General features: G+C 72.9%; 24 protein-coding genes and 1 riboswitch. Of the genes, 17 read left to right on the top strand and 7 right to left on the bottom strand.

The genetic code is table 11. The annotated features are described in order from the left end of the window. Positions 1 to 52 precede the first annotated feature (52 nt). From ACFYPR_RS09885 to fabF, 4 genes are all read left to right on the top strand, one after another. The gene (locus ACFYPR_RS09885) at positions 53 to 1009 is read left to right on the top strand and encodes an ACP S-malonyltransferase (RefSeq protein WP_354859468.1); all 957 of its coding nucleotides are present in this window, start codon (positions 53 to 55) and stop codon (positions 1007 to 1009) included. Beyond that, entirely contained in the window at positions 1006 to 1950 is a 945-nt protein-coding gene (locus ACFYPR_RS09880) for a beta-ketoacyl-ACP synthase III (RefSeq protein ID WP_354859465.1), read from the top strand. Before ACFYPR_RS09885 ends, ACFYPR_RS09880 begins: the two co-directional genes overlap by 4 nt. An 84-nt stretch (positions 1951 to 2034) precedes the next feature. Then, positions 2035 to 2274 (top strand): acyl carrier protein, encoded by a 240-nt coding sequence (locus ACFYPR_RS09875; RefSeq protein WP_007463517.1) that lies wholly within the window; start codon positions 2035 to 2037, stop codon positions 2272 to 2274. 2 nt (positions 2275 to 2276) lie between these two features. Continuing rightward, entirely contained in the window at positions 2277 to 3503 is a 1227-nt protein-coding gene (gene fabF / locus ACFYPR_RS09870) for a beta-ketoacyl-ACP synthase II (protein WP_354859462.1), read from the top strand. 75 nt (positions 3504 to 3578) lie between these two features. Here the strand turns inward: fabF and ACFYPR_RS09865 are convergent, their stop codons facing one another. The 3 genes from ACFYPR_RS09865 to ACFYPR_RS09855 form a co-directional block, all read right to left on the bottom strand. Further along, on the bottom strand, positions 3579 to 3797 hold the full coding sequence (locus tag ACFYPR_RS09865) for a hypothetical protein (RefSeq protein ID WP_355135121.1): 219 nt from the start codon (positions 3795 to 3797) through the stop codon (positions 3579 to 3581). Positions 3798 to 3865: 68 nt separating this feature from the next. Next, positions 3866 to 5590 (bottom strand): glycoside hydrolase family 3 protein, encoded by a 1725-nt coding sequence (locus ACFYPR_RS09860; RefSeq protein WP_387259438.1) that lies wholly within the window; start codon positions 5588 to 5590, stop codon positions 3866 to 3868. 94 nt (positions 5591 to 5684) lie between these two features. After that, entirely contained in the window at positions 5685 to 6176 is a 492-nt protein-coding gene (locus ACFYPR_RS09855; RefSeq protein WP_007463525.1) for a DUF3145 domain-containing protein, read from the bottom strand. Between the two features lie 307 nt (positions 6177 to 6483). On the opposite strand from ACFYPR_RS09855, the gene ACFYPR_RS09850 reads away from it, so the two are divergent. Further along, positions 6484 to 6813, top strand: a complete 330-nt coding sequence (locus tag ACFYPR_RS09850) for a hypothetical protein (protein WP_007463527.1) — start codon at positions 6484 to 6486, stop codon at positions 6811 to 6813. A gap of 72 nt (positions 6814 to 6885) precedes the next feature. Here the strand turns inward: ACFYPR_RS09850 and ACFYPR_RS09845 are convergent, their stop codons facing one another. Then, a complete protein-coding gene (locus ACFYPR_RS09845) occupies positions 6886 to 7509 on the bottom strand; it encodes a carbonic anhydrase (protein WP_387259435.1) in 624 nt (207 codons plus the stop codon). A 147-nt stretch (positions 7510 to 7656) separates the two neighbouring features. Here ACFYPR_RS09845 and ACFYPR_RS09840 point away from each other — a divergent pair, with 147 nt between their 5' ends. From ACFYPR_RS09840 to ACFYPR_RS09820, 5 genes are all read left to right on the top strand, one after another. Continuing rightward, a complete protein-coding gene (locus ACFYPR_RS09840; RefSeq protein ID WP_387180306.1) occupies positions 7657 to 8601 on the top strand; it encodes an alpha/beta fold hydrolase in 945 nt (314 codons plus the stop codon). A gap of 107 nt (positions 8602 to 8708) precedes the next feature. Continuing rightward, a complete protein-coding gene (locus ACFYPR_RS09835; protein ID WP_387259432.1) occupies positions 8709 to 10826 on the top strand; it encodes a HelD family protein in 2118 nt (705 codons plus the stop codon). A 106-nt stretch (positions 10827 to 10932) separates the two neighbouring features. Further along, positions 10933 to 11850, top strand: coding sequence for a cation diffusion facilitator family transporter (locus ACFYPR_RS09830; protein WP_355064206.1), 918 nt, complete (start codon positions 10933 to 10935; stop codon positions 11848 to 11850). A gap of 141 nt (positions 11851 to 11991) precedes the next feature. Continuing rightward, a riboswitch (cyclic di-AMP (ydaO/yuaA leader) is annotated at positions 11992 to 12123 on the top strand. A 5-nt stretch (positions 12124 to 12128) separates the two neighbouring features. Beyond that, positions 12129 to 13196 (top strand): coiled-coil domain-containing protein, encoded by a 1068-nt coding sequence (locus tag ACFYPR_RS09825; protein WP_387259430.1) that lies wholly within the window; start codon positions 12129 to 12131, stop codon positions 13194 to 13196. A gap of 122 nt (positions 13197 to 13318) precedes the next feature. Further along, entirely contained in the window at positions 13319 to 13879 is a 561-nt protein-coding gene (locus ACFYPR_RS09820) for a hypothetical protein (protein WP_354859444.1), read from the top strand. Between the two features lie 117 nt (positions 13880 to 13996). Here ACFYPR_RS09820 and ACFYPR_RS09815 read toward each other — a convergent pair whose 3' ends face one another. Beyond that, a complete protein-coding gene (locus tag ACFYPR_RS09815) occupies positions 13997 to 14449 on the bottom strand; it encodes an SRPBCC family protein (protein WP_354859442.1) in 453 nt (150 codons plus the stop codon). A 171-nt stretch (positions 14450 to 14620) separates the two neighbouring features. On the opposite strand from ACFYPR_RS09815, the gene ACFYPR_RS09810 reads away from it, so the two are divergent. Continuing rightward, positions 14621 to 15598, top strand: a complete 978-nt coding sequence (locus ACFYPR_RS09810; RefSeq protein WP_354859439.1) for a PfkB family carbohydrate kinase — start codon at positions 14621 to 14623, stop codon at positions 15596 to 15598. Further along, positions 15595 to 16422 carry a 5'/3'-nucleotidase SurE gene (surE, locus tag ACFYPR_RS09805; RefSeq protein ID WP_354859437.1) on the top strand — a complete coding sequence of 276 codons (828 nt, stop codon included), beginning with the start codon at positions 15595 to 15597 and terminating at the stop codon, positions 16420 to 16422. The genes ACFYPR_RS09810 and surE overlap by 4 nt, the downstream gene beginning before the upstream one ends. A 10-nt stretch (positions 16423 to 16432) precedes the next feature. Here surE and ACFYPR_RS09800 read toward each other — a convergent pair whose 3' ends face one another. Next, complete coding sequence (locus ACFYPR_RS09800) at positions 16433 to 16795, bottom strand: STAS domain-containing protein (protein WP_354859435.1); 363 nt, start codon at positions 16793 to 16795, stop codon at positions 16433 to 16435. A gap of 401 nt (positions 16796 to 17196) precedes the next feature. Between ACFYPR_RS09800 and ACFYPR_RS09795 the strand changes: the two genes are divergently transcribed. Further along, positions 17197 to 17340, top strand: a complete 144-nt coding sequence (locus ACFYPR_RS09795; RefSeq protein WP_354859433.1) for a hypothetical protein — start codon at positions 17197 to 17199, stop codon at positions 17338 to 17340. Positions 17341 to 17479: 139 nt separating this feature from the next. Continuing rightward, positions 17480 to 17887 carry a hypothetical protein gene (locus tag ACFYPR_RS09790; protein WP_234589221.1) on the top strand — a complete coding sequence of 136 codons (408 nt, stop codon included), beginning with the start codon at positions 17480 to 17482 and terminating at the stop codon, positions 17885 to 17887. A 165-nt stretch (positions 17888 to 18052) separates the two neighbouring features. Here the strand turns inward: ACFYPR_RS09790 and ACFYPR_RS09785 are convergent, their stop codons facing one another. Further along, the gene (locus ACFYPR_RS09785) at positions 18053 to 20818 is read right to left on the bottom strand and encodes a cellulose binding domain-containing protein (protein WP_387259426.1); all 2766 of its coding nucleotides are present in this window, start codon (positions 20816 to 20818) and stop codon (positions 18053 to 18055) included. 417 nt (positions 20819 to 21235) lie between these two features. Between ACFYPR_RS09785 and ACFYPR_RS09780 the strand changes: the two genes are divergently transcribed. From ACFYPR_RS09780 to ACFYPR_RS09770, 3 genes are read left to right on the top strand one after another with little or no spacing between them, the layout of a single operon-like run. Next, on the top strand, positions 21236 to 21922 hold the full coding sequence (locus ACFYPR_RS09780) for a BON domain-containing protein (RefSeq protein WP_355064195.1): 687 nt from the start codon (positions 21236 to 21238) through the stop codon (positions 21920 to 21922). Between the two features lie 60 nt (positions 21923 to 21982). Next, positions 21983 to 22480 (top strand): redoxin domain-containing protein, encoded by a 498-nt coding sequence (locus ACFYPR_RS09775; RefSeq protein WP_387259422.1) that lies wholly within the window; start codon positions 21983 to 21985, stop codon positions 22478 to 22480. Beyond that, a complete protein-coding gene (locus tag ACFYPR_RS09770; protein ID WP_387259419.1) occupies positions 22477 to 23025 on the top strand; it encodes a DsbA family protein in 549 nt (182 codons plus the stop codon). Before ACFYPR_RS09775 ends, ACFYPR_RS09770 begins: the two co-directional genes overlap by 4 nt. Positions 23026 to 23043 lie beyond the last annotated feature (18 nt).

Genomic DNA, 23043 nt, shown 5'->3' with positions numbered 1-23043 from the left:
TTGGTGGGCCCCGGCACAGCGCTACCCACGCGTATCCGGGAGAGTCATAGGCGTGCTCGCCGTACTTAGTCCCGGCCAGGGTTCCCAGAAACCCGGCTTCCTGACCCCCTGGCTCGACCTGACCGGCACCGAGGCGCGACTGCGCTGGTGGTCGGCGCTGGCCGGGGTGGACCTGGTGCATCTGGGCACCGCCGCGGACGCCGACGAGATCAAGGACACCGCCCGCACCCAGCCGCTGCTCGTCGCGGCGGCGCTGCTCGCCGCCGAGCACCTGCCGCTGGACGGCGTGACGCTCACCGCCGGCCACAGCGTCGGCGAGCTGGGCGCCGCGGCGGTGGCCGGGGTGCTCTCGGCCGAAGCCGCGCTCACCCTCGCCGGGATCCGGGGCCGGGAGATGGCGGCCGCGTGCGCGCTGGAGCCGACCGGAATGGCGGCCGTGCTCGGTGGCGACCCGGACGAGGTGCTCGCCGCGATCGCCGCGCACGGGCTGCACCCGGCCAACCGCAACGGCGCCGGCCAGATCGTCGCCGCCGGCGCGCTCGACGGGCTGGACAAGTTCGCCGCCGACCCGCCGGCGAAGACCCGCGTCATCCGACTCCAGGTGGCCGGCGCGTTCCACACCCCGTACATGGCCCCGGCCGAGACCGCGCTGGCCGCGGTCGCCGCCGGGATCGCCCCCGCCGACCCGGCCCGGATCCTGTTGTCGAACCTCGACGGCACCGCCGTCACCGACGGCCAGGAGCTGGTGCGCCGGCTGGTCCGCCAGGTCACCGCCCCGGTGCGCTGGGACCTGTGCATGCGCACGCTGGCCGAGCGCGGGGTGACCGGCGTGATCGAGCTGCCCCCGGCCGGCACCCTCGCCGGTCTGGTCAAGCGGGAGCTCAAGGGCGCGGGCGCCCCGGAGATCGTCACCCTGAACACCCCGGACGACCTGCCGGCCGCACGGGACCTGATCGCCCGCCACGGCACGCCGGGCCAACCGCTCGCCCCCATCGGAGGACACTCATGACCGGCAGTCGCATCGTCTCGATGGGGCACTACCAGCCCTCCCGGGTGGTGACCAACGACGACATCGCCCAGCTCGTGGACACCAACGACGAGTGGATCCGCGACCGGGTGGGCATCGTCACCCGGCGGATCGCCGACGGTGAGACGGTGGCCGACATGGCCGCCGCGGCCGCCGGCAAGGCGCTGGCCAACTCGGGGCTCACCGCCGCCGACATCGACCTGGTCGTGGTCGCCACCTGCTCCTCGATCGACCGCAGCCCCAACGTGGCCTGCCGGGTCGCCGCCAAGCTGGGCATCGCCGCGCCGGGCGCGTTCGACGTCAACACCGCCTGCTCGGGCTTCGCGTACGCCCTGGGCACCGTGGATCACGCCATCCGGGCCGGGGCGTCGCGCAACGCGATAGTCATCGGCGCCGAGAAGCTGTCCGACTTCACCGACTGGACCGACCGCTCCACCTGCATCATCTTCGGTGACGGCGCGGGGGCCGCGGTGGTCACCGCCACGGCCGAGGACGAGCCGGCCGGCATCGGCCCGGTCGTCTGGGGATCCGTGCCGGAGAAGAGCGACGCGGTCCGCATCGAGGGCTGGCGCCCGTACATCCAGCAGGAGGGGCAGGCGGTGTTCCGCTGGGCCACCACCGCGCTCGCGCCGCTGGCCCTGCAGGCGTGCGAGCGTGCCGGGGTCGACCCGTCGGAGCTGGCCGCCTTCGTGCCGCACCAGGCCAACGCCCGGATCATCGACGGCATCGCCAAGCGACTCAACATCCCCAACGCGATCATCGCGAAGGACATTGTCGAGTCCGGCAACACCTCGGCGGCGAGCGTGCCGCTGGCTCTGTCGAAGCTGGTCGAGCGCCGGGAGGTGCCGTCGGGCGCCCCGGTGCTGCTGTTCGGCTTCGGCGGCGGCCTGACCTACGCCGGTCAGGTCGTCCGCTGCCCCTGAACCCCCTCAGGCGCGTACGCGTCGAGGAGCGGCGGTCGGCGACGCCGGCCGCCGGAGACCCCCCTATGAGAGGAACCAACCGCAATGACCCGTGACGAGATCACCACCGGCCTCGCCGAGATCCTCGAAGAGGTTGCCGGGGTGAACCCGGACGACGTGGCCGAGGGGAAGTCCTTCACCGACGACCTCGATGTCGACTCGCTCTCCATGGTGGAGGTCGTGGTGGCCGCCGAGGAGAAGTTCGGCGTCAAGATCCCGGACAACGAGGTGCAGAACCTCAAGACCGTCGGGGACGCCGTCAGCTTCATCGAGGCGCAGTCCTGATCATGAGTCGTCCTGACGTCGTCGTCACCGGGCTCGGCGCGACGACCCCGCTTGGCGGGGACGTCGCGTCGACCTGGGACGCCATGCTCGCCGGCCGCTCCGGGGTGAGTGCCCTCACCCAGGAGTGGGCCGCGCAACTGCCGGTCCGGATCGCCGCCCAGCTGGCCGTGGAGCCGTCCGAGGTGCTGGACCGGGTCCGACTGCGCCGGCTCGACCGCTCCGAGGCGATCGCGATCATCGCGGCGCAGCAGGCCTGGGCGGACGCCGGCCTCGCCGACTCCGGCCTCGACGGGGAGCGGCTGGCCGTCAGCGTCGGCTCCGGCATCGGCGGTGCCACCACCCTGCTCGCCCAGGACGACATCCTGGAGGCGTCCGGGCCGCGGCGGGTTTCCCCGCACACGATCCCGATGCTGATGCCGAACGGTCCGGCCGCCTGGGTCGGGTTGGAGCTGGGCGCCAAGGCCGGCGTGCACACCGTGGCCAGCGCCTGCGCCACCGGCGCGGAGGCGATCGCGCTCGGTCTGGACATCATTCGCGCCGGCCGGGCCGACGTGGTGGTGGCCGGCGGCACCGAGGCGGTCATCCACCCGCTGCCGATCGCCGGCTTCAGCTCGATGCGGGCCATGTCGACCCGCAACGACGACCCGGAGCGGGCCTCCCGCCCGTGGGACACCGGCCGCGACGGCTTCGTCCTCGGTGAGGGCGCGGGCATCGTGGTGCTGGAGCGCGCCGACCACGCCGCAGCCCGCGGCGCTCGGGTGTACGCGCGCCTCGCCGGCGCCGGCATCACCTCCGACGCGTACGACATCGTGCAGCCGCACGCCGAGGGTGAGGGCGCCATCCGGGCCATCGCTCGGGCGATCGCGGACGCGGACATCGCCAAGCAGGACATCGTGCACGTCAACGCGCACGCCACGTCGACCCCGGTCGGCGACATGCTGGAGATCGGCGCGCTGCACAAGGCGCTCGGCGACCACCCGGTGCTGGCCGCGACGAAGTCGATGACCGGTCACCTGCTCGGTGCGGCCGGAGCGCTGGAGTCGATCGCCACGATCCTGGCCATCCGCGACGGCGTCGTCCCGCCGACGATCAACCTCGACGACCCGGAGCCGGGCCTCAGCCTGGAGGTCGCCGCGCACAAGGCACGCCACATGGAGATCCCCGCCGCGCTGAACAACGCGTTCGGCTTCGGCGGCCACAACGTGGCGCTGGTCTTCGCACGACCGTGAGACAGCGGCCGTGAGACGGCCGATCTGCGGGTTTACCGAAGGGGCCCCCTCAGCAAAGGGGGCCCTTCGGCACGTTCAGCCCCGGTTGCGGGGATGCTGCTTGGCGGTGCGTTCGTTGCCGTGGCGGTAGTTGCCGGTCCAGCGGGCCATCACCAGTTGTGGGTCGTCGTCGACCTCGGCGAGGAACTCCGCCGCCCGGGCGCCGCGCAGCGTGCCCGCCACCCGGCCGTGATGCATGATCACCACCGTGCCGTCGGCGCGCTGGTCGTAGCGGAAGCCCTGTGCGGTTGCCATGACAGCGAGGCTGCCAGGTCGACGCCCTCGCCGGCGACGCGATTTCCGACCTGCGGGCCCCGGCGGAATCAGGCGCCGCAGGTGGTGGCGGGCAGGCCGGGCACAGCCACCGGGGACCGACCACCCGGGCGGGCCTTGCCGGCCAGCACGGCGGCCAGGGCGGTCATCGACGACCGACTGGAGGAGTACGTCGCCAGCAGCGTCGGCGACGTGGCCTTGGCCAGCACGTACGGGGTGTCCATGGCGACGGTGACCGCCGCGTCGGCGCGCAGGTCGCTGTCGCCGTCGCCGTAGCCGACCAGGTGCACCACGGTCCCGCCGCTCGGCTTCACGGTCACGCCGGCCTTGGTCAACGCGGCGGTGAGCGCCGCCCGGGTGCCGTCGCGGCCGTCGGAGGAGGTGACGGTGACGGGCCCGTGCACCGCTTTGCCGCAGGCGCCCCGCAGCACGGTGACCGCGCCGGCGGCCAGCGCGTCCGCCGCCGCCCGGTGCGCCGGGCTGTTGAGCGTGGACATCGGCTCGGTGGGGGCCGTCGCCAGCCGGAACTTCATGGTCAGCACCCGGGTGACCGCGTCGACCAGCCGGGCCCGGGGCAGCGAGCCTCCGCGCAGGGCGGCGAGCAGCCCGTCGTACGCCTGGCCGACGTTCGGGGTCATGAGGATCAGGTCGTTGCCGGCGTTCAGCGCCCGGACGGCGGCCTCGCCGGGCGCCCAGCGCTTCGCCGGCGGCATGTTCATCCCGTCGGTGATCACCACGCCCTGGAAGCCGAGCTGGCCGCGCAGTACGTCGGTGAGCAGCTTGTGGGAGAAGGTCGCCGGGGTGCCCGGGTCGATGGCCTGCGCGTCCAGGTGGCCGGACATCACGGCCATCGCGCCGGCCTCGAAACCGGCGGTGAACGGCGGCCACGCGCCGCTCTGCAGCTCCGCCGCGGACTGGGTGAGCACCGGCAGGTCCTTGTGCGAGTCGTCAGCGCTGTGGCCGTGCCCCGGGAAGTGCTTCAGGGTGGCCGCGACGCCGCTGGCCTGCAGGCCCCGGACCGCGCCGCCGACCTGCGCGGCGGCCTGCTGGGGGTCGGCGCCGAACGACCGCGAGCCGATCACCGTGCTGCGGGTGGCCAGCACGTCGGCCACCGGGGCGAAGTCGACGTTGATGCCCAGCGCGGCGAGTTCGGCGCCGGCGGCCCGCCAGGCGGCCTCGGTCAGCTTCGGGTCGCCGGCCGCACCGGCGGCGAGCGCGGTGGGCAGGATGGTGACCCCGTCGGTGACCCGGGTGACGACGCCGTACTCCTGGTCGGTGCCGATCAGAAAGGGCGCCGGGCCGGCGGCCAGCCGTCCGGCGGCGCCCCGCAGCCCGGTGGTCAGCTCGTGGACCTGCTTGGGGTTGTCGACGTTGGTGGTCTCCTGGTTGCCCTTGGTCGGGTCGTCGGCGCTGAAGCCGACCAGGATCAACCCGCCGAGCCGGTACTTGGCGATCATCTCGGCGGGGGTGTCGACGCCGGCGAGGGCCTGGTTGCCGGCCGCGGAGCCGGGCGAGACCTTCGTGGCCGAGTCGCCGTACGCGTACGGCATCAGCACCTGCCCGACCAGGTCCTCGTCGGAGAGCGTCGCGACGAGGGCGGCGGCCCGCGCGGCCGGATCGTCGGCAGGGGTCGCTGCGGGAGCGCTCGGGGCCGCCGAGACGCCGGTCGGACCGGGCGTCGGGTCGGGCCGGTCCGGGGCGCCGGAGCAGCCGGAGACGAGCAGGGCGGTCAGGGCGGCGACGGCGACACCGGCGTGTCGCGGGCGAATCGGCACCCGCCCATCCCACCAGGTTCCCCCTTATCGGGGCAACTTGACCTTACCGGTCGCAGCGCCCGGGAGCGTCTGGCCAGCGGGGCGGTGGCGGAGGTCAGCCGACCCGGGTGAGCAACGTCACCGGCGCCCCGTCCCCGGCGTACCGGTAGGGCTCCAGGTCAGCGTCCCACGCGGTGCCGAGCGCCTTGTCGAGGGCGTGCGACAGCGCCTCGGGGGCCCGGGCGGAGGCCATCAGCGCCCGCAGCCGGTCCTCGCCGAGTTGGATGTCGCCGGCTGCCCCGACCGTGGCCCGGAAGAGGCCACGGGCGGGCACGTACATGAAGCGCTCACCGTCGGCGCCGGGACTCGGCTCCTCGGTGACCTCGAAACGGATCATGGGCCACTGCCGGAGGGCAGCAGCCAGCTCGGCGCCCGTCCCCGGACGGCCGGTCCACCCGCACTCGGCCCGGCGGGCGCCGGGATCGACGGGCTGAGCCGTCCACTGCAGGTTGACCGGCGCGGCTAGGACGCGCGCGATCGCCCACTCGACGTGCGAGCACACGGCGAGCGGGGTCGAGTGGACGTATACGACGCCACGCGTTGGCACGGTGACCTCCCGGAGAGCGAGGTGCGTCTTCCCCTACGACCTCGTCCACCGGAGTGGTTGCTGCAACACATGATGACTCCTGTGACGGATGGTGCGCCAGGGAATCGGAAAAAACGCCTGCCGGAATAGCCGGACGGGTGGTCTCCGTTGCCTCTCAGGACACCGCGACGACCAGCCTGATGTCGTGGTCCTGTACAGTTCCATCGGCGGCTTCTGCCGCGTTACACCTTCGCGGGCCGACTCAGTGTCACCCGCACACAGCCCCCGGACGTCCAGTCCTCCCGTACGTCTTGCAAGGAGTACCTCCGTGGCGAGCAACACCTCTAAGACCGCGCGCGCGTCCGTCCGGGCCGGCCAGGCTGGCCAGGGTGGCGCCCTCAGCGTGCTGGGCGAGTTCAAGTACCTCATCCCGCTCAACGGCGGCAAGCACGCCTACGTGCGCAACCTGACCAACGGCAAGACCGCGCACCTGCGCACCGACTCCGACGCCTTCGTCGAGGAGATCCGGGTGCTGGCCGCCGCCGGCCACGCCGCCAAGATCCGGGCGGAGATCAACAACCTGGCTGCCGTTCACCCGAACGACGGCTGGGAGGCCACCGAGAAGCGCCTGGTCGCGGCCGGCGTCTTCGAGGGCTGAGCCCTCCCCCACCGCAGCACCAGCAGACCGCCCGCCGGGAGTTCCCGGCGGGCGGTTTCGCGTCCGGCGTGTTCAGCTCGGGTCGAGCAGGGCGACCTCGCCGGTGCTCAGGTCGTAGAGGCCGCCCACCACCGCCACCCGACCAGCCGCGACCGGCCCGGCCAGCAGGTCGTCCGCGCGCAGCGCGTGGACCGTACGCCGGACGTGCCGGCGGATCGCCTGGGGATGCACCGCCGGATCGTCGAGCCCGGCCTCGGTGACCGCCGGGGCGATCTCGTCGACCAGGTGAGCGAGCGAGCCGCCGGGCCGCTCCCCCGATCGCAGCGCGTCCACCGTCGCTCCCACCGCCCCGCACCGCTCGTGTCCGAGCACCAGCACCAGCGGCACGCCGAGCTGACCGACCACGTACTCGATGGAGCCGCACACGGCGCGGTCGAGCACGTGCCCGCCGGTACGGATCACGCAGATCGCACCGAAGGTCTGGTCGAAGATCGCCTCCAGCGGCACCCGCGAGTCGATGCAGCCGAGCACCACCGCGTACGGCTGCTGGTCCCCGGAGGCGGCCGCCGCCGCGGCGGTGACGTCGTGGCCGTGCACGGGTTGGCCGCTGACGAACCGCCGGTTGCCGGCGAGCAGCTCGGCGAGCGCGGCGCGGGGCGTACCCCCGGCCTGCCGCCCCTGTCCCGCCACCTCCATGCCGTTCAGCTTGGCTCGCCGCCGACGGTCACGGGCGGGGTCGGGAATGTTCGCCCGGCGCGATTGGCGTGGCGTCCCGGCGGGTAGCCGGTGTTACCGCCGGGTATCCCGGTGCTGATGAGGCCGGGGCGGCCCGGGGAGGTGGCGATGCCGGAGCGGTTCGAGGTCGGGATGCCCGACGACGTACGACTGCACGTGGAGGTCACGGGGCCTGCGGACGCCCCGGTCACGGCCGTCCTGCTGCACGGCTGGACGCTGGACGGGCGCAGCTGGCACCGGCAGGTGGACGCGCTGACCGCCTCGGCCGGCGACGCGGTGCGGGTGGTCACCTACGACGCGCGCGGCCACGGTCGGTCCAGCTGCATGGCGTTGCCCACGGCCACCCTGGCCCAGCTCGGCGACGATCTGGCCGCCGTCCTCGACGCGGTCGCGCCGACCGGTCGGGTGGTCCTGGTCGGGCACTCGATGGGCGGAATGACGATCATGGAGTACGCGCACCGCCACCCCGGCCACTTCGCCGCCCGTACGGCCGGCCTGGTCTTCGTCTCGACCACCGCCGAGGGGCACACGCACACCGTCTACGGGCTCTCGCCGCGCATCGCCCGGCTGATCCGGCTCGCCGAGACGACGGGCGCCGGTGTCCTGGCCCGGTGCGGCTCGTGGCGCGCGCCCCGGGCGCTGCTGAACGCGTTGCAACCGAGCATCCGGTGGATGCTCTTCGGCGACCGCTGTGATCCCTCCGACATTCGGCTGGTGACCTCGGCGGTGGCCCGCGCCTCGCTGCGCTCGATCGGCGGCTTCCGCGCCTCGATCGGCGCCCAGCGCCGGCTGGACACCCTCACCGCGCTGGCCCACCTGCCGGCCGCCGCCCTGGTCGGTGACCGGGACCGGCTGACCCCACCGCCGTGCGCCGAGTCGATCGCCGCCGCCCTGCCGGCCACCGAGCTGACCGTCTGTCCGGGTGCCGGACACATGCTGATGATGGAGCGCCCGGACGAGGTGAACGCCGCGCTGACCGGCGTACTGCGTCGGGTGCTCGCCGCGCCGGCGCGCGACGGGCACGACGCGAGCGCGACCGGGACGGGTCGCTGAGCACGTTCCCGCACCTCGGGCGCGAAGCCCCGGGCCCGGGGCCGTACCCTTCTGCGGTTGGCCCGCGCGGTTCGCGCCGTCTGCCGGCGACATCGAAGGAGCGTGCGTTGACCGACCAGACCGCCCTGGAGCAGGAGATCGCCGTCGAGCAACGGCACCTCGACCGGGTGTACGCCCGACTGGCCGAGCTGCGCCAGTCCGCGGTTCGGGCCGAACGGGACGGTTACCGGATGGCCCGGGTCGGCACGTTCGGCGCGCTGGTCGAGCGCGACGCGATGGTCTTCCACGCCGCGCAGCGACGGCACACCCTCGACGCCGAGCACGAGGGGCTGGTCTTCGGCCGTCTGGACCTGCGCGACCGGCAGGTGCTGCACGTCGGGCGGCTCGGCATCCGCGACGAGGACGCCACCACGCTGGTCGTCGACTGGCGCGCGCCGGCCGCCTCCGCGTTCTACCAGGCCACCCCGGCGCAGCCGCTGGGCGTGGTGCGTCGCCGCACCATCTCCTCGCGCGCCGAGCGGGTCACCCGGATCGAGGACGACCTGCTGGACCCGACCGCCGCGCCGGAGGGGATGACTGTGGTCGGTGACGGCGCGTTGCTGGCCACCCTGTCCCGCGCCACCGGTCGGGGCATGCGCGACATCGTGGCGACGATCCAGCGGGAGCAGGACGAGGCCATCCGGTCGCCCGGTTCCGGGGTGACGATCGTGGCGGGCGGTCCGGGCACCGGCAAGACGGCGGTCGCCCTGCACCGGGCGGCCTTCCTGCTCTACTCCGACCGCAGCCGGTACGCCGGCGGGGGCATCCTGGTGGTCGGGCCGTCCACCGTCTTCGTCGAGTACATCGCCTCGGTGCTGCCCTCGCTCGGTGAGGACACGGCGACCCTGCACTCGCTGGGCAGCCTCTTTCCGGGAATGACCGCCACCCGCGCCGACCCGCCCGAGGTGGCGGCGGTGAAGGGCTCGCTGCGGATGCGCCGGGTGCTGGAGCGCGCGGCCCGCGACGCGGTGCCGGGCGGCCCGGGTGAGCTGCGGCTGCTCTACCGGGGCACGCTGCTGCGGCTGGACCGGGCCGAGCTGGACCGGATCCGGGACCGCGCGCTGCACCGTGGCGCCCGGCGCAACGAGGCACGCCGGGCCGGCTTCGACGGGGTGTTCGCCGCGCTCTGGGCGCAGGCCCGGGCGGTGGGCATCACCCGGCTGCCCGAGCACCGGGCCTTCGAGGGCGAGATCGCCGAGCGGCCAGAGTTCCGGGAGTTCCTCAAGGCGTGGTGGCCCCGCCTGCACCCCCGACACGTGCTCGGCTGGCTGGCCCGCCCGGACCGGCTACGTCGGTACGCCGGCGGCATCCTCTCCGGCGCGGAGATCAGGCTGCTCACCGCCGCGTACCAGAATCTGGACACCGCGGGCCTGACCATCGCGGACGTGGCGTTATTGGACGAGTTGGACGCGCTGCTCGGCAAGCCCATGCAGCCGGCGCGGGCCCGCCGTGACCCGTTCCAACTCGCCGGCGGCGTGCGCGAGCTGAGCACCGCCAGCGACCGGCAGCGGGCCGCCCGCGCGGCGGCCCGGGAGCGTCCGGAGGACTACCGGGAGTACGCGCATGTGGTGGTGGACGAGGCGCAGGACGTCTCGCCGATGCAGTGGCGGATGGTCGGACGGCGCGGCCGCCTGGCCTCCTGGACCGTCGTGGGCGACCCGGCGCAGACCGCGTGGATCGGTGATCCCCAGGAGCTGACCCACGCCCGGGACCAGGCGCTGGGCCGTCGCAAGCGGCACGATTTCACGCTCACCACCAACTACCGCAACTCGGCGGAGATCTTCGCGGTGGCGGCGGCGGAGATCCGCCGGCTCTACCCCGACCTGCCGCTGCCGAACGCCGTACGCTCCACCGGTATCGACCCCGTCGAGCTGGTGGTGCCGCCGGCCGGGTTGGAGACCGCGGTCGTGGAGGCGGCCACCGGCCTGCTGGCCGAGGTGGACGGCACGGTCGGGGTGATCACGCCGGTCACCCGCCGCGACGAGGTCGCCGGTTGGCTCGGCTCACTCGGCGCGGCGCGGCTGCAGGTGGTGACCAGCCTGGAGGCGAAGGGCATGGAGTACGACGGGGTGGTGCTGGTCGCCCCGAGCGAGATCCGGGCCGATCCGGGCTCCGGCGTACGAACGCTCTACGTGGCGCTCTCCCGGGCCACCCAGCGGCTCACCACCATCGACCCGACCGGCTGACCTGCGGGTTGCCGTGTCGAAGGGTGGGCCGGTCCGTACACTTGCATACATAGCGATGTGAGCATACATTTGACCGGGTCCCGGGTGGCGACGGAGGGTGGATTTCGTGGGAGCAGGTCATGACCACCACCACGGGTCGGTCACCAACGCCGCCCACCAGCACCGGGGCCGACTCTGGACCGCGTTCGGGCTGCTCGCGACGCTGATGGTGGTCGAGGGTGTGGCCGCCTTCCACACCGGCTCGCTCGCCCTGCTCTCCGACGCCGGGCACATGTTCACCGACGTGCTGGGCATCGGGATGGCGCTCGCCGCGATCACCGCCACCCGGCGGGCCACCGGCGACCCGCAGCGCACCTTCGGGCTCTACCGCCTCGAGGTGCTCGCCGCCCTGGCCAACGCCGTCCTGCTCTCCGGCGTGGCGGTCTACGTGGTGATCGAGGCGATCGGCCGGTTCGGCGACCCGCACGAGGTGCTGACCGGCCCGATGCTCGCGGTGGCCGTCCTCGGCCTGCTCGCGAACGTGATCGCGTTCGCGCTGCTGCGCGCCGGCGCCCGGGAGAGCATCAACCTCCAGGGCGCCTACCTGGAGGTGCTCGGCGACCTGCTCGGCTCGCTCGGCGTGATCGGCGCGGCGCTGCTCATCGCGGTCACCGAGTGGTGGTGGGCCGACCCGTTGGTAGCGGTCGCCATCGGCGTGTTCATCCTGCCGCGCACCTGGCGGCTGGGGCGCGCGGCCGTCCGCATCCTGGTGCAGGCCGCCCCGGAACACCTCCAGGTCACCGCCGTGCACGACCGACTGGCCGCGGTGCCCGGCGTGGTGGAGGTGCACGACCTGCACGTCTGGACGCTCACCTCGGGCATGGAGGTGGCCTCCGCACACCTGATCATGGCGCCCGGCGGGGAGGTCGGCACGGTGCTCACCGCGGCGCGTACCGCCCTGCGGGAGGACTTCCGCATCGAGCACGCCACGCTGCAGATCGAGCCCGGGTCCGCCACGGGCGCCTGCGGTTCGATCGAGTGGTGAGCACCTATCTGACGAAAAGACCGTTTTGCCGTCATCTTCGGTGGCGGCGCAGACACCTTCCGTCACATCGACTGCACACGTCCCACCTGCCCCGGTAGGCTCGTCCCCGGCCACCACCCGGCGGCGCCCTCCCGGCGCCGGTGGCGGCCGCCGCCTAATCACCCGAGAGGGCGAACCGGGGAACCACGTTCCTGGGGTGCATCCGCGTCAGCGGTAGGGATCTTCCGTCCCGAACCCGTCAGCTAACCCGGTCGGCGGCTGACGGAAGGACATGCGTAGTGGCACCAGCACGACCACCCGCCGCCCGACTCGCGGCACTGATCGTCATGATGGTCACCCTCGGCGTCGCCCTACCGGTGGGCGCCGCCACCGCCGCTCCCCCCGGCGGCCTGCGGGCCGCCGCGGCGCCCGACGGCGACGAGGAGGGCGGCACCCCCGCGCTGCGGGCCCAACTGGAGGCCGCCAGCAAGGGCTACCTGGACGCGAAGCGCGCCCTGGACACCTCCGTCAAGCGCCAGCAGCAACTCGCGGCCAAGCTGAAGACCACCGAGGCCGAGATGACCGTGCGCAACGGCAAGGTCGGCGAGATCGCCGGCGTGGCGTACCGCACCGGCCGGCTCAGCACCGTCTCGGCGTTGCTCAACACCAACACCCCCGAGGGCTTCATGGACCGGGCGGCCGCGCTGGACGTGGTGGCCGCCAACGAGGACCGGGTGCTGCGCGACCTGCACGCCACCCGGGACGAGGCCAACCGCACCCGCACCGCCCTGGACGGCGAGATCCGCGAGCAGCGCAAGCAGGTCGAGGTGATGGCCAAGCGCAAGGAACAGGCCGAACGGGCCCTGGCGGTCGCCACCAGCAAGCCGCGCACCACCGCTGCCGACACCAGTTCCAACCGGGGCACCTCCACCGCCAACGCCCAGCCCGCGCCGCGCAACTCCGACGGCTCCTGGCCCTCCGAGTCGTGCAGCATCAACGACCCCACCCCGGCCAGCGGCTGCATCACCCCCCGCACCCTGCACGCCCTCAACCAGGCGAAGGCCGCCGGCTTCACCCGGTACGTCTCCTGCCACCGCTCGGGCGGCTCCGGCGAACACCCGAAGGGTCGGGCCTGCGACTTCGCCGCCCAGAAGGGCGGCTTCGGCGGGGACGCCACCGGCGGCGACAAGACGTACGGCAACAACCTGGCCGCGTACTTCATCCGCAACTCCGACCGGCTCGCCGTGCTCTACGTGATCTGGTACAGGCAGATCTGGCTGCCCAGCAGCGGGTGGAAGTCGTACAGCGGGGGGAACGGCGACCCCTCCAGCGAACACACCAACCACGTACACCTGTCGGTGTACTGACCCCACCGGTGGCCGGCGCACCGTCGAGCGGGTGCGCCGGCCCCGGGTACGTCAGCGGACGTACCCCGGACGCCGCCGGTGATCGGACGACCCGGCCGGGCCGGGCCGGCAGCATGTCGGGTATGCCGCGAATCCCACCCGCCACCCGCAAGGCGCTGCTCACCCTGCACCTCATCACCTCGCTCGGTTGGCTCGGGGCCGACCTGGTGCTGCTCACCCTCGGCATCGCGGCACAGCGCGGCGCCGACCCGGCCGTGGTCTATCCGGTCGCCGGGCTCGTCGGCACGGTGCTGTTCGCGCCGCTGAGCGTGCTCGTCTGGCTCGTCGGCGTCGCCAGCGCGCTGCTCACCCCCTGGGGCCTGGTGCGCTACCGGTGGGTGCTGGTCAAGCTCGTGATCACCACGGTGATGGTCGGGCTGGTGCTGTTCCTGCTCACCCCGAACCTGCGGCACGCGAGCGCGCTGGGCGCCGCCCTCCCCGCCCGGGATCGCGCCGACCTGGTGATCGCGCCCGCGGTGTCGACCAGCCTCATGATCATCGCGACCGTGCTCTCCACGTACAAGCCCTGGGGCCGCCGACCCGCCCGACCCACCGGCGCACGCCATACCTCCGCCGCCGCGAGCCCGGCACGCAACGCGCCACAAGATCGCGCAACAACACGGAAGTCAACAGTGTTGCGTTAGGGCTCCGGCCGGCCAACCCGTGCTGGATGGCCCGGCGATCATGGAGTTGTGGTGCCTGCCTTGGCGTTGTATGGGCGTTTTGTGGCCCACCACAACTCCATGATCGGCGAGGCACGATCATGACGCGGGGCGGTCGAGGGCCGCACCGAGGCGGGTGGCCAGGGCGAGGTGGGCGGCGCGGGCCTGTTGGAAGGCGTACCGGAACAGGGGCGTCGGCGCGCGCAGGGTGATGTCGACGTCGATCCGGACCAGGCCGTCCGGCTCGGCGCGCAACCGGGTGTGGTTGCGGACGGTGGTGGCCGGCCACTGGCGGGCCACCGTGACGATCTCGTCAGGTTCGCTGATCAGCACGTCCGCCTGGTAGGTGGTGCGGAAGCGCAACGGCCCCACCGCCAGCCTGTCGTTGATCGTGTAGCTGGCTCGGGCGCCCGGACGGGGCGGCACCCGGCGGACCCGGACGATCAGGGGGTGCAGTTCGCCCTGGCGGGTCAGGTCGCTCAACAACGCCGCCGCCTCGGCGAGTGAGCAGCGGGCCTGGACGGTGTAGCTGAAGCTGTCGCTGCTGAGCACACAGTCTCCCGACGTCGCTGGTCGCACGATCGTCCCGTACGCGGCTCAGGCTGGCAACGCCCGGACGGACACCGTCCGTTGTCCCGGTATTCGCCCAGCATTCCCACTACGGTCGGCTGATGGGAAATCACCGGTTGTGACGGAGGGTGGACACATGTTCGGTGACGACCGGTGAGCGGGCACGTGATGGTCTTCGCGCCCACCCCGCAACTGACGGTGACCGTGGATCAGCCGAACGACCAGCCCGAACTGCACCTGCACCCCGGCGGCCAGGGCGTCTGGCAGGCCCGCATGGTGCTGTCGCTCGGGGTCGACGTGGTGCTCTGCGCCGCGCTCGGTGGCGAGGTCGGTCAGGTGCTGGAGCCGCTGCTGGTCAGCGAGGGGGTGGACCTGAAGGTGGTGATGCGCGACTCCGGCAGCGGCGGGTACGTGCACGACCGGCGGGGCGGGTCCCGACAGGAGGTCGTGGACGTGCCCGGGGACCGACTGAGCCGCCACGAGCTGGACGAGTTGTACAACCTGGCGCTCGGCGAGGGACTGCGCGCCGACGTGAGCGTCCTCAGTGGCCCGAATGCGCCGTGGCTCGTCCCGGCCGACCTGTACCGCCGCTTCGCCGCCGACCTCGGCGCCAACGGCAGTCGGGTGGTGGCTGATCTGTCCGGTGACCACCTGGGCGCCGTACTGGACGGCGGTGTGTTCTTCCTGAAGGTGAGTCACGAGGAGCTGATCCGGGACGGTCGGGCCCGCAGTGGGGACGGCGCCGAGCTGACCCGGGCGATGTACGACCTGCACGCCGCCGGCGCCGAGACGGTGGTGGTGAGCCGAGCCGACCAGCCGGCGCTGGCTCTCATCGACGGGGAGCTCTTCGAGGTGGAGATGCCCCGGCTGGAGGCCGCCGATCCGCGCGGCGCGGGCGACTCGATGACCGCCGGCGTGGCGGCCGTGATCGCCCGTGGTGGCGACATCCGGACGGCCATCCGTACCGGCGCCGCGGCCGGCGCACTGAACGTGACCCGGCACGGGCTGGGCACCGGACGGTTGGACTCGATCACCGGGCTGGTGGAGCGGGTCCGGCTCGTCCCGGCGGACAGTCGGCAACAGGAGCGGACCACCCCCGACGAGTTGGCCGACCGGGCGGTCGAGCGATGACGCTGCGGGTGCTCGTGACCAACGACGACGGGATCGCCGCGCCGGGCATCCAGGCGTTGGCCGTGGCCGCCGCCCAGCGGGGCCTGGACGTGGTGGTCGCCGCGCCGATGGAGGAGGCCAGCGGCACCAGCGCCGCGATGAGCGCGGTGGAACGGGACGGGCGGGTGGTGGTGCACGACCACCCGCTGCCCGACCTGGCGGGCGTGCCGGCGTACGGGGTCGCCGGCTCGCCCGGTTTCATCACGCTGATCGCGCTGCACGGCGCGTTCGGCCCGCCGCCGTCGGTGGTGCTGTCGGGGATCAACCGGGGTGCCAACGCCGGCCGCGCCGTGCTGCACTCCGGCACGGTGGGCGCCGCCTTCACCGCCGCCTCGAACGGGTGCCGGGCCATGGCCGTCTCACTGGACGTGCTCTCCGCGGGCGAGGCGACGGCCGGCAGCGGCGGGGCCGCGGTGGACGCCGCAGCCCGCGTACGCGACGCCGAACGGCACTGGGTCACCGCCGCGCGGGTCGCCCTGGACCTGCTCCCCCGGCTGACCGCCGCGCCGCCGGAGAGCGTGCTCAACGTCAACGCCCCCGACCTGCCGCACGGACGGCTGCGCGGGGTACGTCGCGGCTCCCTGGCCAGCTTCGGTCAGGTGCAGATGACGGTGGCCGAGTCGGGGCACGGCTTCGTGCGTACCGCGCTGGAGGAGCCCGGCCAGGCCGCGCAGCCCGGCACGGACCTGGCTTTGCTGGCCGCCGGGTACGCGTCGGTGACGGCCATCCGAGCGGTCACCGAGGTGACCGACGTGGACCTGACCGGTCTGGACGAGCAGCCTTGACGGAGGGCGCTCAGGCGCCCGGAAGCACCTCGGGGGTGGCGGCCCCGGCGAAGTAGGGCTCCGGTGCGCCGAAGAGACCGAGCAGACCGGTCACCCAGAGCTGACGGTGCACGAACCGGCTCGGCTCGGTGACCACCAGCTTGACGCCGCTGACCTCGGCGGTCTGGAAGCCGGCGACCATGGCGCTGATGCCGACCGAGTCGATGAAGGTGACCAGCCTCATGTTCAGCTCGATGCGGACCGGACGGCTCTTGGCCAGCACCTCCGCAATCGCCTCACGCACCTCGTACGCTGTGTCGACGTCGATCTCGCCCCGGGGGGCGATCTCCACGACACCACCGGACAGGACCGACTTCACGATCGACAGGCTCACGCGAGCACCTCCACCCGCCCGTCCCCCGGGCGTCTCATCAGTACGCGGGCCGCGACCGAGAGTATTCCTCCGACGGCCTCGGTCGCCACCCCTCGGGATGAGCAATTCACGGATCCGGGCGAACAAAGTCGCCCATATCCCCACTTTTCGGTATCTGATCAACCAATACTTTTCGTTATCTGACCACTCCACGATCGGTCGGAACCGACGCGTCGCCGGACCAGGGTAACGGGCGTGACCCGACACGCCCGACAACCAACCCATCCCGTACGCCGGCCGCGCCTGGGACCGGCGTGTCGCGCCACGATCGCCCGAACGCGTCCGGTCCGATCCGGTCGGGCGGTTGCCGACGCCACCTAGCATCAGCCCCGGGACACCCACCGCGGCGGAGAGGACCTTCGATGATCAAGCGATTGGCCGGGCTGGCCGGAGTCGGCGTACTGCTCGCCCTCGTACTGGCCTGCGGTTTCGGCGGCGGGGACGACGATGACGACGACGATGACGACGACTTCGCCCGCGGTGCGGCCGTGGTGGCGGTGCGCTGAGGGGGCGGGTGAGCCGCGGCCGACCGGGTTTGCGGCCGACCGGCCCGGGGCACTGCGGAATCAGCGAAACCCTGCCGCGCTGGACAGACGCCGAAGTCCGAAGTGGCCGGCGGCTTCGGCACCCGAGGAGGTAACCACGATGTTCGGAACCAACCTGCTGGACCGGCGCAGCAAGCCGGAGCGGATCGCGGACCAGGCGTGGGAGCACCTGCTCTCCGCCGTCAGCTCCGCAGGCGACAGTGTCCGGGACACCGCCCGTTCGGCCCGTCGCAGCAGCGGCGATCTCGCCGACGGGGCGGGTGACCTGGTCGGCTCCGCGGCGGAGGAGGCCCGGCGTCGGGCCTCGCGCGCCTTTGACGCGCTCGCCGGGCGCCAGCCGGCGCTGCCGTGGACGCTCCTGATCGGGGCCGCGCTGGTCGGCGCGGCGGTCGGCTGGGCCGTCGGCTCCGCTGCCCGTGCCGCCGGCAGCCGGGACGACCGCGCGGTGGACGACGTCGAGTTCGTCGACGTCGACCGCCCCAACTCCCCCGTCGGCCTGGACGACTAGCCCCGAGCGGGCCCCGCCGACCTTCTGGTCGACGGGGCCCGTTCGCATTTCTCGGTGGGTGGCTCGACGATCGGGATGGGGCCGGTCCGCCGGGGTGCCGGACCCCTCAGGCAGCCCCGGCGGACCGGTGTTCTCGGGTGGCCCGGACGACGCCGGGCCACCGGGTCAGCGACTCGTGCAGCTCACGGTGGCCGGCGGCGCGTTGCTGCCGGTCCAGGAAGCGAGGAAGCCGATCGTGGTGCTGGCACCGGCGCCGAGCGCGCCGTTCCAGCCGCTGTCCACGACCGAGACGACCGCCCCGGTCTGGGTGTGGGTGCCGCCCCAGAGCTGACTGATCCGCTGGCCGTTGGGGAAGGTCCAGCCCAGCGTCCAACCGGCGATGGGCCGGGTGCCCGGGTTGCTGACCACCACTTCGGCCTGGAAGCCGCCCGACCAGGACCCGGTCACCCGGTAGGTCGCCGCACACCCACCAGCCGGGGGCGGCGTGGTCGGAGGCGGTGTCGTCGGGGGCGGGGTGGTCGGGGGCGGTGTCGTCGGAGGCGGGGTGGTCGGAGGAGGCGTGGTCGGCGGTGGCGTGGTGGGAGGAGGCGTGGTCGGCGGTGGCGTGGTGGGAGGAGGCGTGGTCGGTGTGCCGCCGGTGCGGTCGGCGACCAGGATGCCGCGACCGTTGGTGCCGAGGTAGACGCGTCCGTAGACACGCGGGTCGCCGGTCAGCGCCTCGGTCGGGTTGCCGTACTGGTGGCGGTCGTCGTTGACGCGTACCCAGGTCGTTCCGCCGTCGTCGGAGCGGTGTACGCCGGGCTGACCGTTCACCGTGCCGTAGAGGAAGACGGCGGGGTTGGTCCGGCCGGGTGCCGCCTTGCCGAAGCCGACGTTGCCGGAGGCGCTGACGCCGCCCAGTTTGGTGAAGCTGGCACCGGAGTCGGTGGAGCGCCACAGCCCGCCCGGCCCGGCCAGCCACAGCTCACCCGACTGACCGGGCAGCGCCTTGAACCGGACGTCGGAGGTGGGCAGGCCGGTCGCCGCCGTGGCGGTGAAGGTCGCGCCGCCGTTGGTGCTCAGGTAGACCCGCCCGGCGCTAAAGCCGTAGAACCGGTTGGGGTCGACCCGGTCGGATTCGATGATCGCGTTGGCCGGGATGCCGGCGGACGGCGCCCACGAGTTGCCGAAGCCTACTGAGTAGACGACGCGTTGGCCGGCGTCGCCGGGCGCCCAGACGAACCGGCTGCCGTCGGCTGCGGCGGCGACCGTGCCGCCGGTGTTGACCCCGGACGGCTCGGTGCCCTGGAACCAGTTCGTGCCGCCGTCGGTGGAGAAGGCGACGTGGCTGTCGTTGGGCCGGTCGGCGTCGGTGAAGTTGCCCGCCCGCACCAGCACGGCGGGCTTGCTCTCGGCGTAGTCCAGGCTGGTGGTGCTCGTGAAGATCGGCTGGGTGAAGAGCATCGACGGAATGGTGTCGAGGTCGGTGTGTCGGAAGCCGCCGACGTCGCCGAGCGCGCTGATCAGTGGTGCCCCGCTGGGCGGGCTGACCAGGTCGAGGACGGCGGTCTCCTCCAGGCCACGGACCATCGGCCGGAGGGTGAGCTGACCGCCGGTGTCCCACTTGGTGAGGTCGGTGGTGCCGTAGATGGTGGCGCCGGTGCCGTACATCATCCGGTTGGAGTCGTGCGGGTCGATCTCGACCGACTCGTTCATCCAGCCGAGCTTGGGCGCGGATTCCGGAGGCGCCGGGTTGACGCCGAACGTCAGCCAGGGCACCGAGCTGATGTCCATGGTGTAGCGGCGGGACCGCTCGGGATAGCTGGTGAAGTCCCAGATCCGGGTCCAGGTCGCTCCGCCGTCCGTGCTGCGGAAGAAGATCGCGTCCGGCCACCAGGAGACCTGGGTGGCCACCATCAGCGTGTTCGGGTGCTGCCGGTCGATGGTCAGACCGCTGTAGCCGAAGTAGTCGTCGGCGCTGCTGGAGGGCACCGGGCTGATCCGCGTCCAGGCCCCGGTCGAGCGGGTGAACTTCCAGACGTCGCCCTTGCCGCCGTCGTACGGGCCGCCGGTGTCGCTGGTGGCGATGTAGAGGTGACCGCCGACCGGGTCGACGACACCCTTGTGCGCCAGGTAGCCGGTGGGCTGCCCGGGGATGCGCGTCCAGGTGACACCGCCGTCGGTGCTGCGGTAGACCGGATTCTCCTTGTCCGCCACGCCGACGTAGATCGTCTGGGTGGTGGAGCCGGCAGTGCCGGTGCTCTTGTCGAAGCTGACCCAGGTGAGGCCCTGGTTCTGCCCGTTGTAGCCGTTCGGGTCACTGGGGTCGGCCCGGTAGTTGCCGGCGTTGGGGAAGGCCGTGACCCGGGCCCAGGTCGCCCCGTAGTCGGTGCTGCGCCACAGCCCGTTGCCGCCCTCGGCGCCGTAGTAGACGATGTTGTTCCGGTTGGGGTCGACGGCCAGCCGCTCACCCATGCCCCGGCCCGGCATGTTGCCACCGTTCTTGAACGGCAACTCGGTGACCTGCCAGGTGGCGCCCTTGTCGGAAGAGCGCAGGATCGCGCCGTTGTTCGGGTCCCAGCCGTTGGTGTACATGCCGACCGCCGCGTACACCCGGTTGGTCTGCACCGGGTCGGTGGCGATGCTGACCACGCCGTTGTAGCCCCAGCGGTCCGTGCCGACCCAGTCGAGCAGCGGCGTCCACGACTGGCTGGACTGCTCCCAGCGGTAGGCCCCGCCGATGTCCGTCCGCGCGTAGATCAGGTTTTTCTCGGTGGGGTTGAAGACGATGCCGGGCACGAAGCCGCCGCCGCCGACCGGCACGTTGCGCCAGGTGTACGCCTCGGCGGCGGCCGGGGCCGGCGCCGAGCCAGCGGCGGTGATGGGGACCGCCACGACGGCCGTTGCGACGGCCAACGCCGACACGAGAGCGCCGGCCAGTGATCTGGGCATCTGTGGTTCCTCTCGGGGGTGTAGACCCGGGAGACGGGATCGACCAGGGTGGCGTCGCGGCCCGGGGGACGGGCGACGACGCGGGGAAGGATCGACCGAAGGTGGTGCGCCGTGGCCCGGGGGACGGACGACGACGCGGGTGACGGATCGGAGCTTGCCCTGGCTCCAACCACCCGACGCGAGGCTCCCGCGATCGAGGAACGCACTCACCCTAACCGATTCGACGCCGCTATGGAAGCGCTCCCACCATCGACGGCGGGACCGGTCGACGCGCGGCGCGGGCAGGTCCGGTGGGTCCGTCGTCCGGATCGGGTGAGGTCCGCTCACCCCGGTGGCCGACACCATCGGAGCCGGCGGGCCAGCCGGCCACTCGCGTCAACCGGTCCGCCAGCCAGCGCACGCAGCGAGGGAGGGCCGATGGCCATCGCGACGATCACGCGCACCGACCAGGACATCCAGTCCGCCGTACTCGACGAGTTGACCTGGGAACCCCGGGTGCAGCCGCACGAGATCGGCGTGACCGTCGCCGAGGGCGTCGTCACGTTGACCGGGCGGGTGGACAGCTACGCGAAGAAGTGGGCCGCAGAACGGGCCGCGCACCGGGTCGTCGGAGTCCGCGCGGTCGCCAACGATCTGACCGTGCAGCTGCCCGGCAGCCACGAGCGCGCCGACCCGGACGTGGCCGCCGCGGCGGGCCACGCCCTGGAGTGGGACGCGTTCGTGCCCATCGAGAAGCTCCAGGTCACCGTCTCAGCCGGCTGGGTGACGCTGCACGGCGAGGTCGAGTGGGAGTACCAGCGCCGGGCCGCCGAACGGGCGGTCTCCCGGCTCACCGGCGTGCGGGGCGTCAGCAACGGCGTCACCGTGCGGCCGAGCGCGCCGCCGGACAGCGCGAACGTGGCCGACCGGATCGTGGACGCGCTGGCCCGGGCCGGCGCCACCGAGGCCGAACGGATCACCGTCCGGGTGCACGGCGACACGGCGGTGCTCGCCGGACTGGTGAACTCCATGCCCGAACGCGCCGAGGTGGAGCAGGTGGCCTGGTCCGCACCGGGCATCCGGGAGGTCCAGAACCACATCGCGGTCGCACCGGTCCTGCGCTGAGCGCGCAACCACCCGGGGCGGGTGAGCCGGCCTCACCCGCCCCGGAGGCAGGCTGGGCGCATGAGTGATCCGAACGGGCTGATCCAACCCGGGCGCCCCGCGCCCGGCTTCACCCTGGCGAGCACTCCGGACGGGCGCCAGACCGGCCCCGAGCAGTTCCGGGGTCGCCCGGTCGTGCTCGTCTTCTACCCCGCCGACTGGAGCCCGGTCTGCGGGGACCAGATGTCGCTCTACCAGGCGGCGGCACCGGTGTTCGACCAGTACCAGGCGATGGTGCTCGGCATCTCGGTGGACAGCATCTGGTCGCACCGCGCGTTCGCCGAGAGCCGGGGCATCACCTTCCCGCTGCTGTCCGACTTCGAGCCCAAGGGCGAGGTGGCCCGCCAGTACGGCGCGTACACCCCGCAGGGCGAGGCGGCCCGCGCGCTGGTGGTGCTCGACCAGGCCGGGTCGGTGGCGTGGAGCTACCTGTCGGCACCCGACGTCAACCCGGGCGCGGACGGGATCTTCGACGCGCTGGACAACCTCGCCCGCGATCGGAAGGTGATGGCCCGATGACCACCCCACTTCAGGTCACCGCCCGGCTCCGGGAGCCGGTGACCATCGAGGACCACGCCCGCGGGCCGTCCAACGCCCCGGTGACCATGATCGAGTACGGCGACTTCCAGTGCCGGTTCTGCGGTGCCGCGTACGCGAACCTGCACGAGTTGCTGCGCCAGCGCGCCGACACGGTACGGCTGGTCTACCGGTACTTCCCGATCGCCAACGTCCACCCGTACGCCGAACGGGCCGCGGAGACGGCGGAGGCCGCCGCGGCGCGGGGCAAGTTCTGGGAGATGCACGACTGGCTGTACGAGCACCAGGACCAGCTGGACCCCGTGCACCTCTCGCTCGGCGTCGAGCAGCTGGGGCTGCCGCCGGACGAGCTGAACGGCGAGGTGGAGCGCGGGAAGTTCGCCGACCGGGTACGCCGGGACTTCGTCGGCGGGATCCGCAGCGGGGTCAACGGCACGCCGACGCTCTTCGTCAACGACGTCCGGCACGACGGCGGGTACGACCTGCCCGACCTGCTGGCCGCCGTGGACGCGGCGGCGAACGACTGACCGGGGCGGCTGCCCGGC

It is taken from the genome of Micromonospora sp. NPDC005254 (genome assembly GCF_042872525.1).
Lineage (GTDB): Bacteria > Actinomycetota > Actinomycetes > Mycobacteriales > Micromonosporaceae > Micromonospora.
The sequence above is the reverse complement of the archived record's forward strand: the minus strand, read 5'-3'. Positions and strand labels throughout refer to the sequence as shown.

What these genes read in the sequence shown, in the direction of transcription:
- ACFYPR_RS09880 (WP_354859465.1), top strand. Translation starts at nt 1,006, where the DNA reads ATGACCGGCAGTCGCATCGTCTCGATGGGGCACTACCAGCCCTCCCGG.
- ACFYPR_RS09875 (WP_007463517.1), top strand. Translation starts at nt 2,035, where the DNA reads ATGACCCGTGACGAGATCACCACCGGCCTCGCCGAGATCCTCGAAGAG.
- fabF (WP_354859462.1), top strand. Translation starts at nt 2,277, where the DNA reads ATGAGTCGTCCTGACGTCGTCGTCACCGGGCTCGGCGCGACGACCCCG.
- ACFYPR_RS09865 (WP_355135121.1), bottom strand. Translation starts at nt 3,797, where the DNA reads ATGGCAACCGCACAGGGCTTCCGCTACGACCAGCGCGCCGACGGCACG.
- ACFYPR_RS09845 (WP_387259435.1), bottom strand. Translation starts at nt 7,509, where the DNA reads ATGGAGGTGGCGGGACAGGGGCGGCAGGCCGGGGGTACGCCCCGCGCC.
- ACFYPR_RS09840 (WP_387180306.1), top strand. Translation starts at nt 7,657, where the DNA reads ATGCCGGAGCGGTTCGAGGTCGGGATGCCCGACGACGTACGACTGCAC.
- ACFYPR_RS09820 (WP_354859444.1), top strand. Translation starts at nt 13,319, where the DNA reads ATGCCGCGAATCCCACCCGCCACCCGCAAGGCGCTGCTCACCCTGCAC.
- surE (WP_354859437.1), top strand. Translation starts at nt 15,595, where the DNA reads ATGACGCTGCGGGTGCTCGTGACCAACGACGACGGGATCGCCGCGCCG.
- ACFYPR_RS09795 (WP_354859433.1), top strand. Translation starts at nt 17,197, where the DNA reads ATGATCAAGCGATTGGCCGGGCTGGCCGGAGTCGGCGTACTGCTCGCC.
- ACFYPR_RS09790 (WP_234589221.1), top strand. Translation starts at nt 17,480, where the DNA reads ATGTTCGGAACCAACCTGCTGGACCGGCGCAGCAAGCCGGAGCGGATC.
- ACFYPR_RS09785 (WP_387259426.1), bottom strand. Translation starts at nt 20,818, where the DNA reads ATGCCCAGATCACTGGCCGGCGCTCTCGTGTCGGCGTTGGCCGTCGCA.
- ACFYPR_RS09780 (WP_355064195.1), top strand. Translation starts at nt 21,236, where the DNA reads ATGGCCATCGCGACGATCACGCGCACCGACCAGGACATCCAGTCCGCC.
- ACFYPR_RS09775 (WP_387259422.1), top strand. Translation starts at nt 21,983, where the DNA reads ATGAGTGATCCGAACGGGCTGATCCAACCCGGGCGCCCCGCGCCCGGC.
- ACFYPR_RS09770 (WP_387259419.1), top strand. Translation starts at nt 22,477, where the DNA reads ATGACCACCCCACTTCAGGTCACCGCCCGGCTCCGGGAGCCGGTGACC.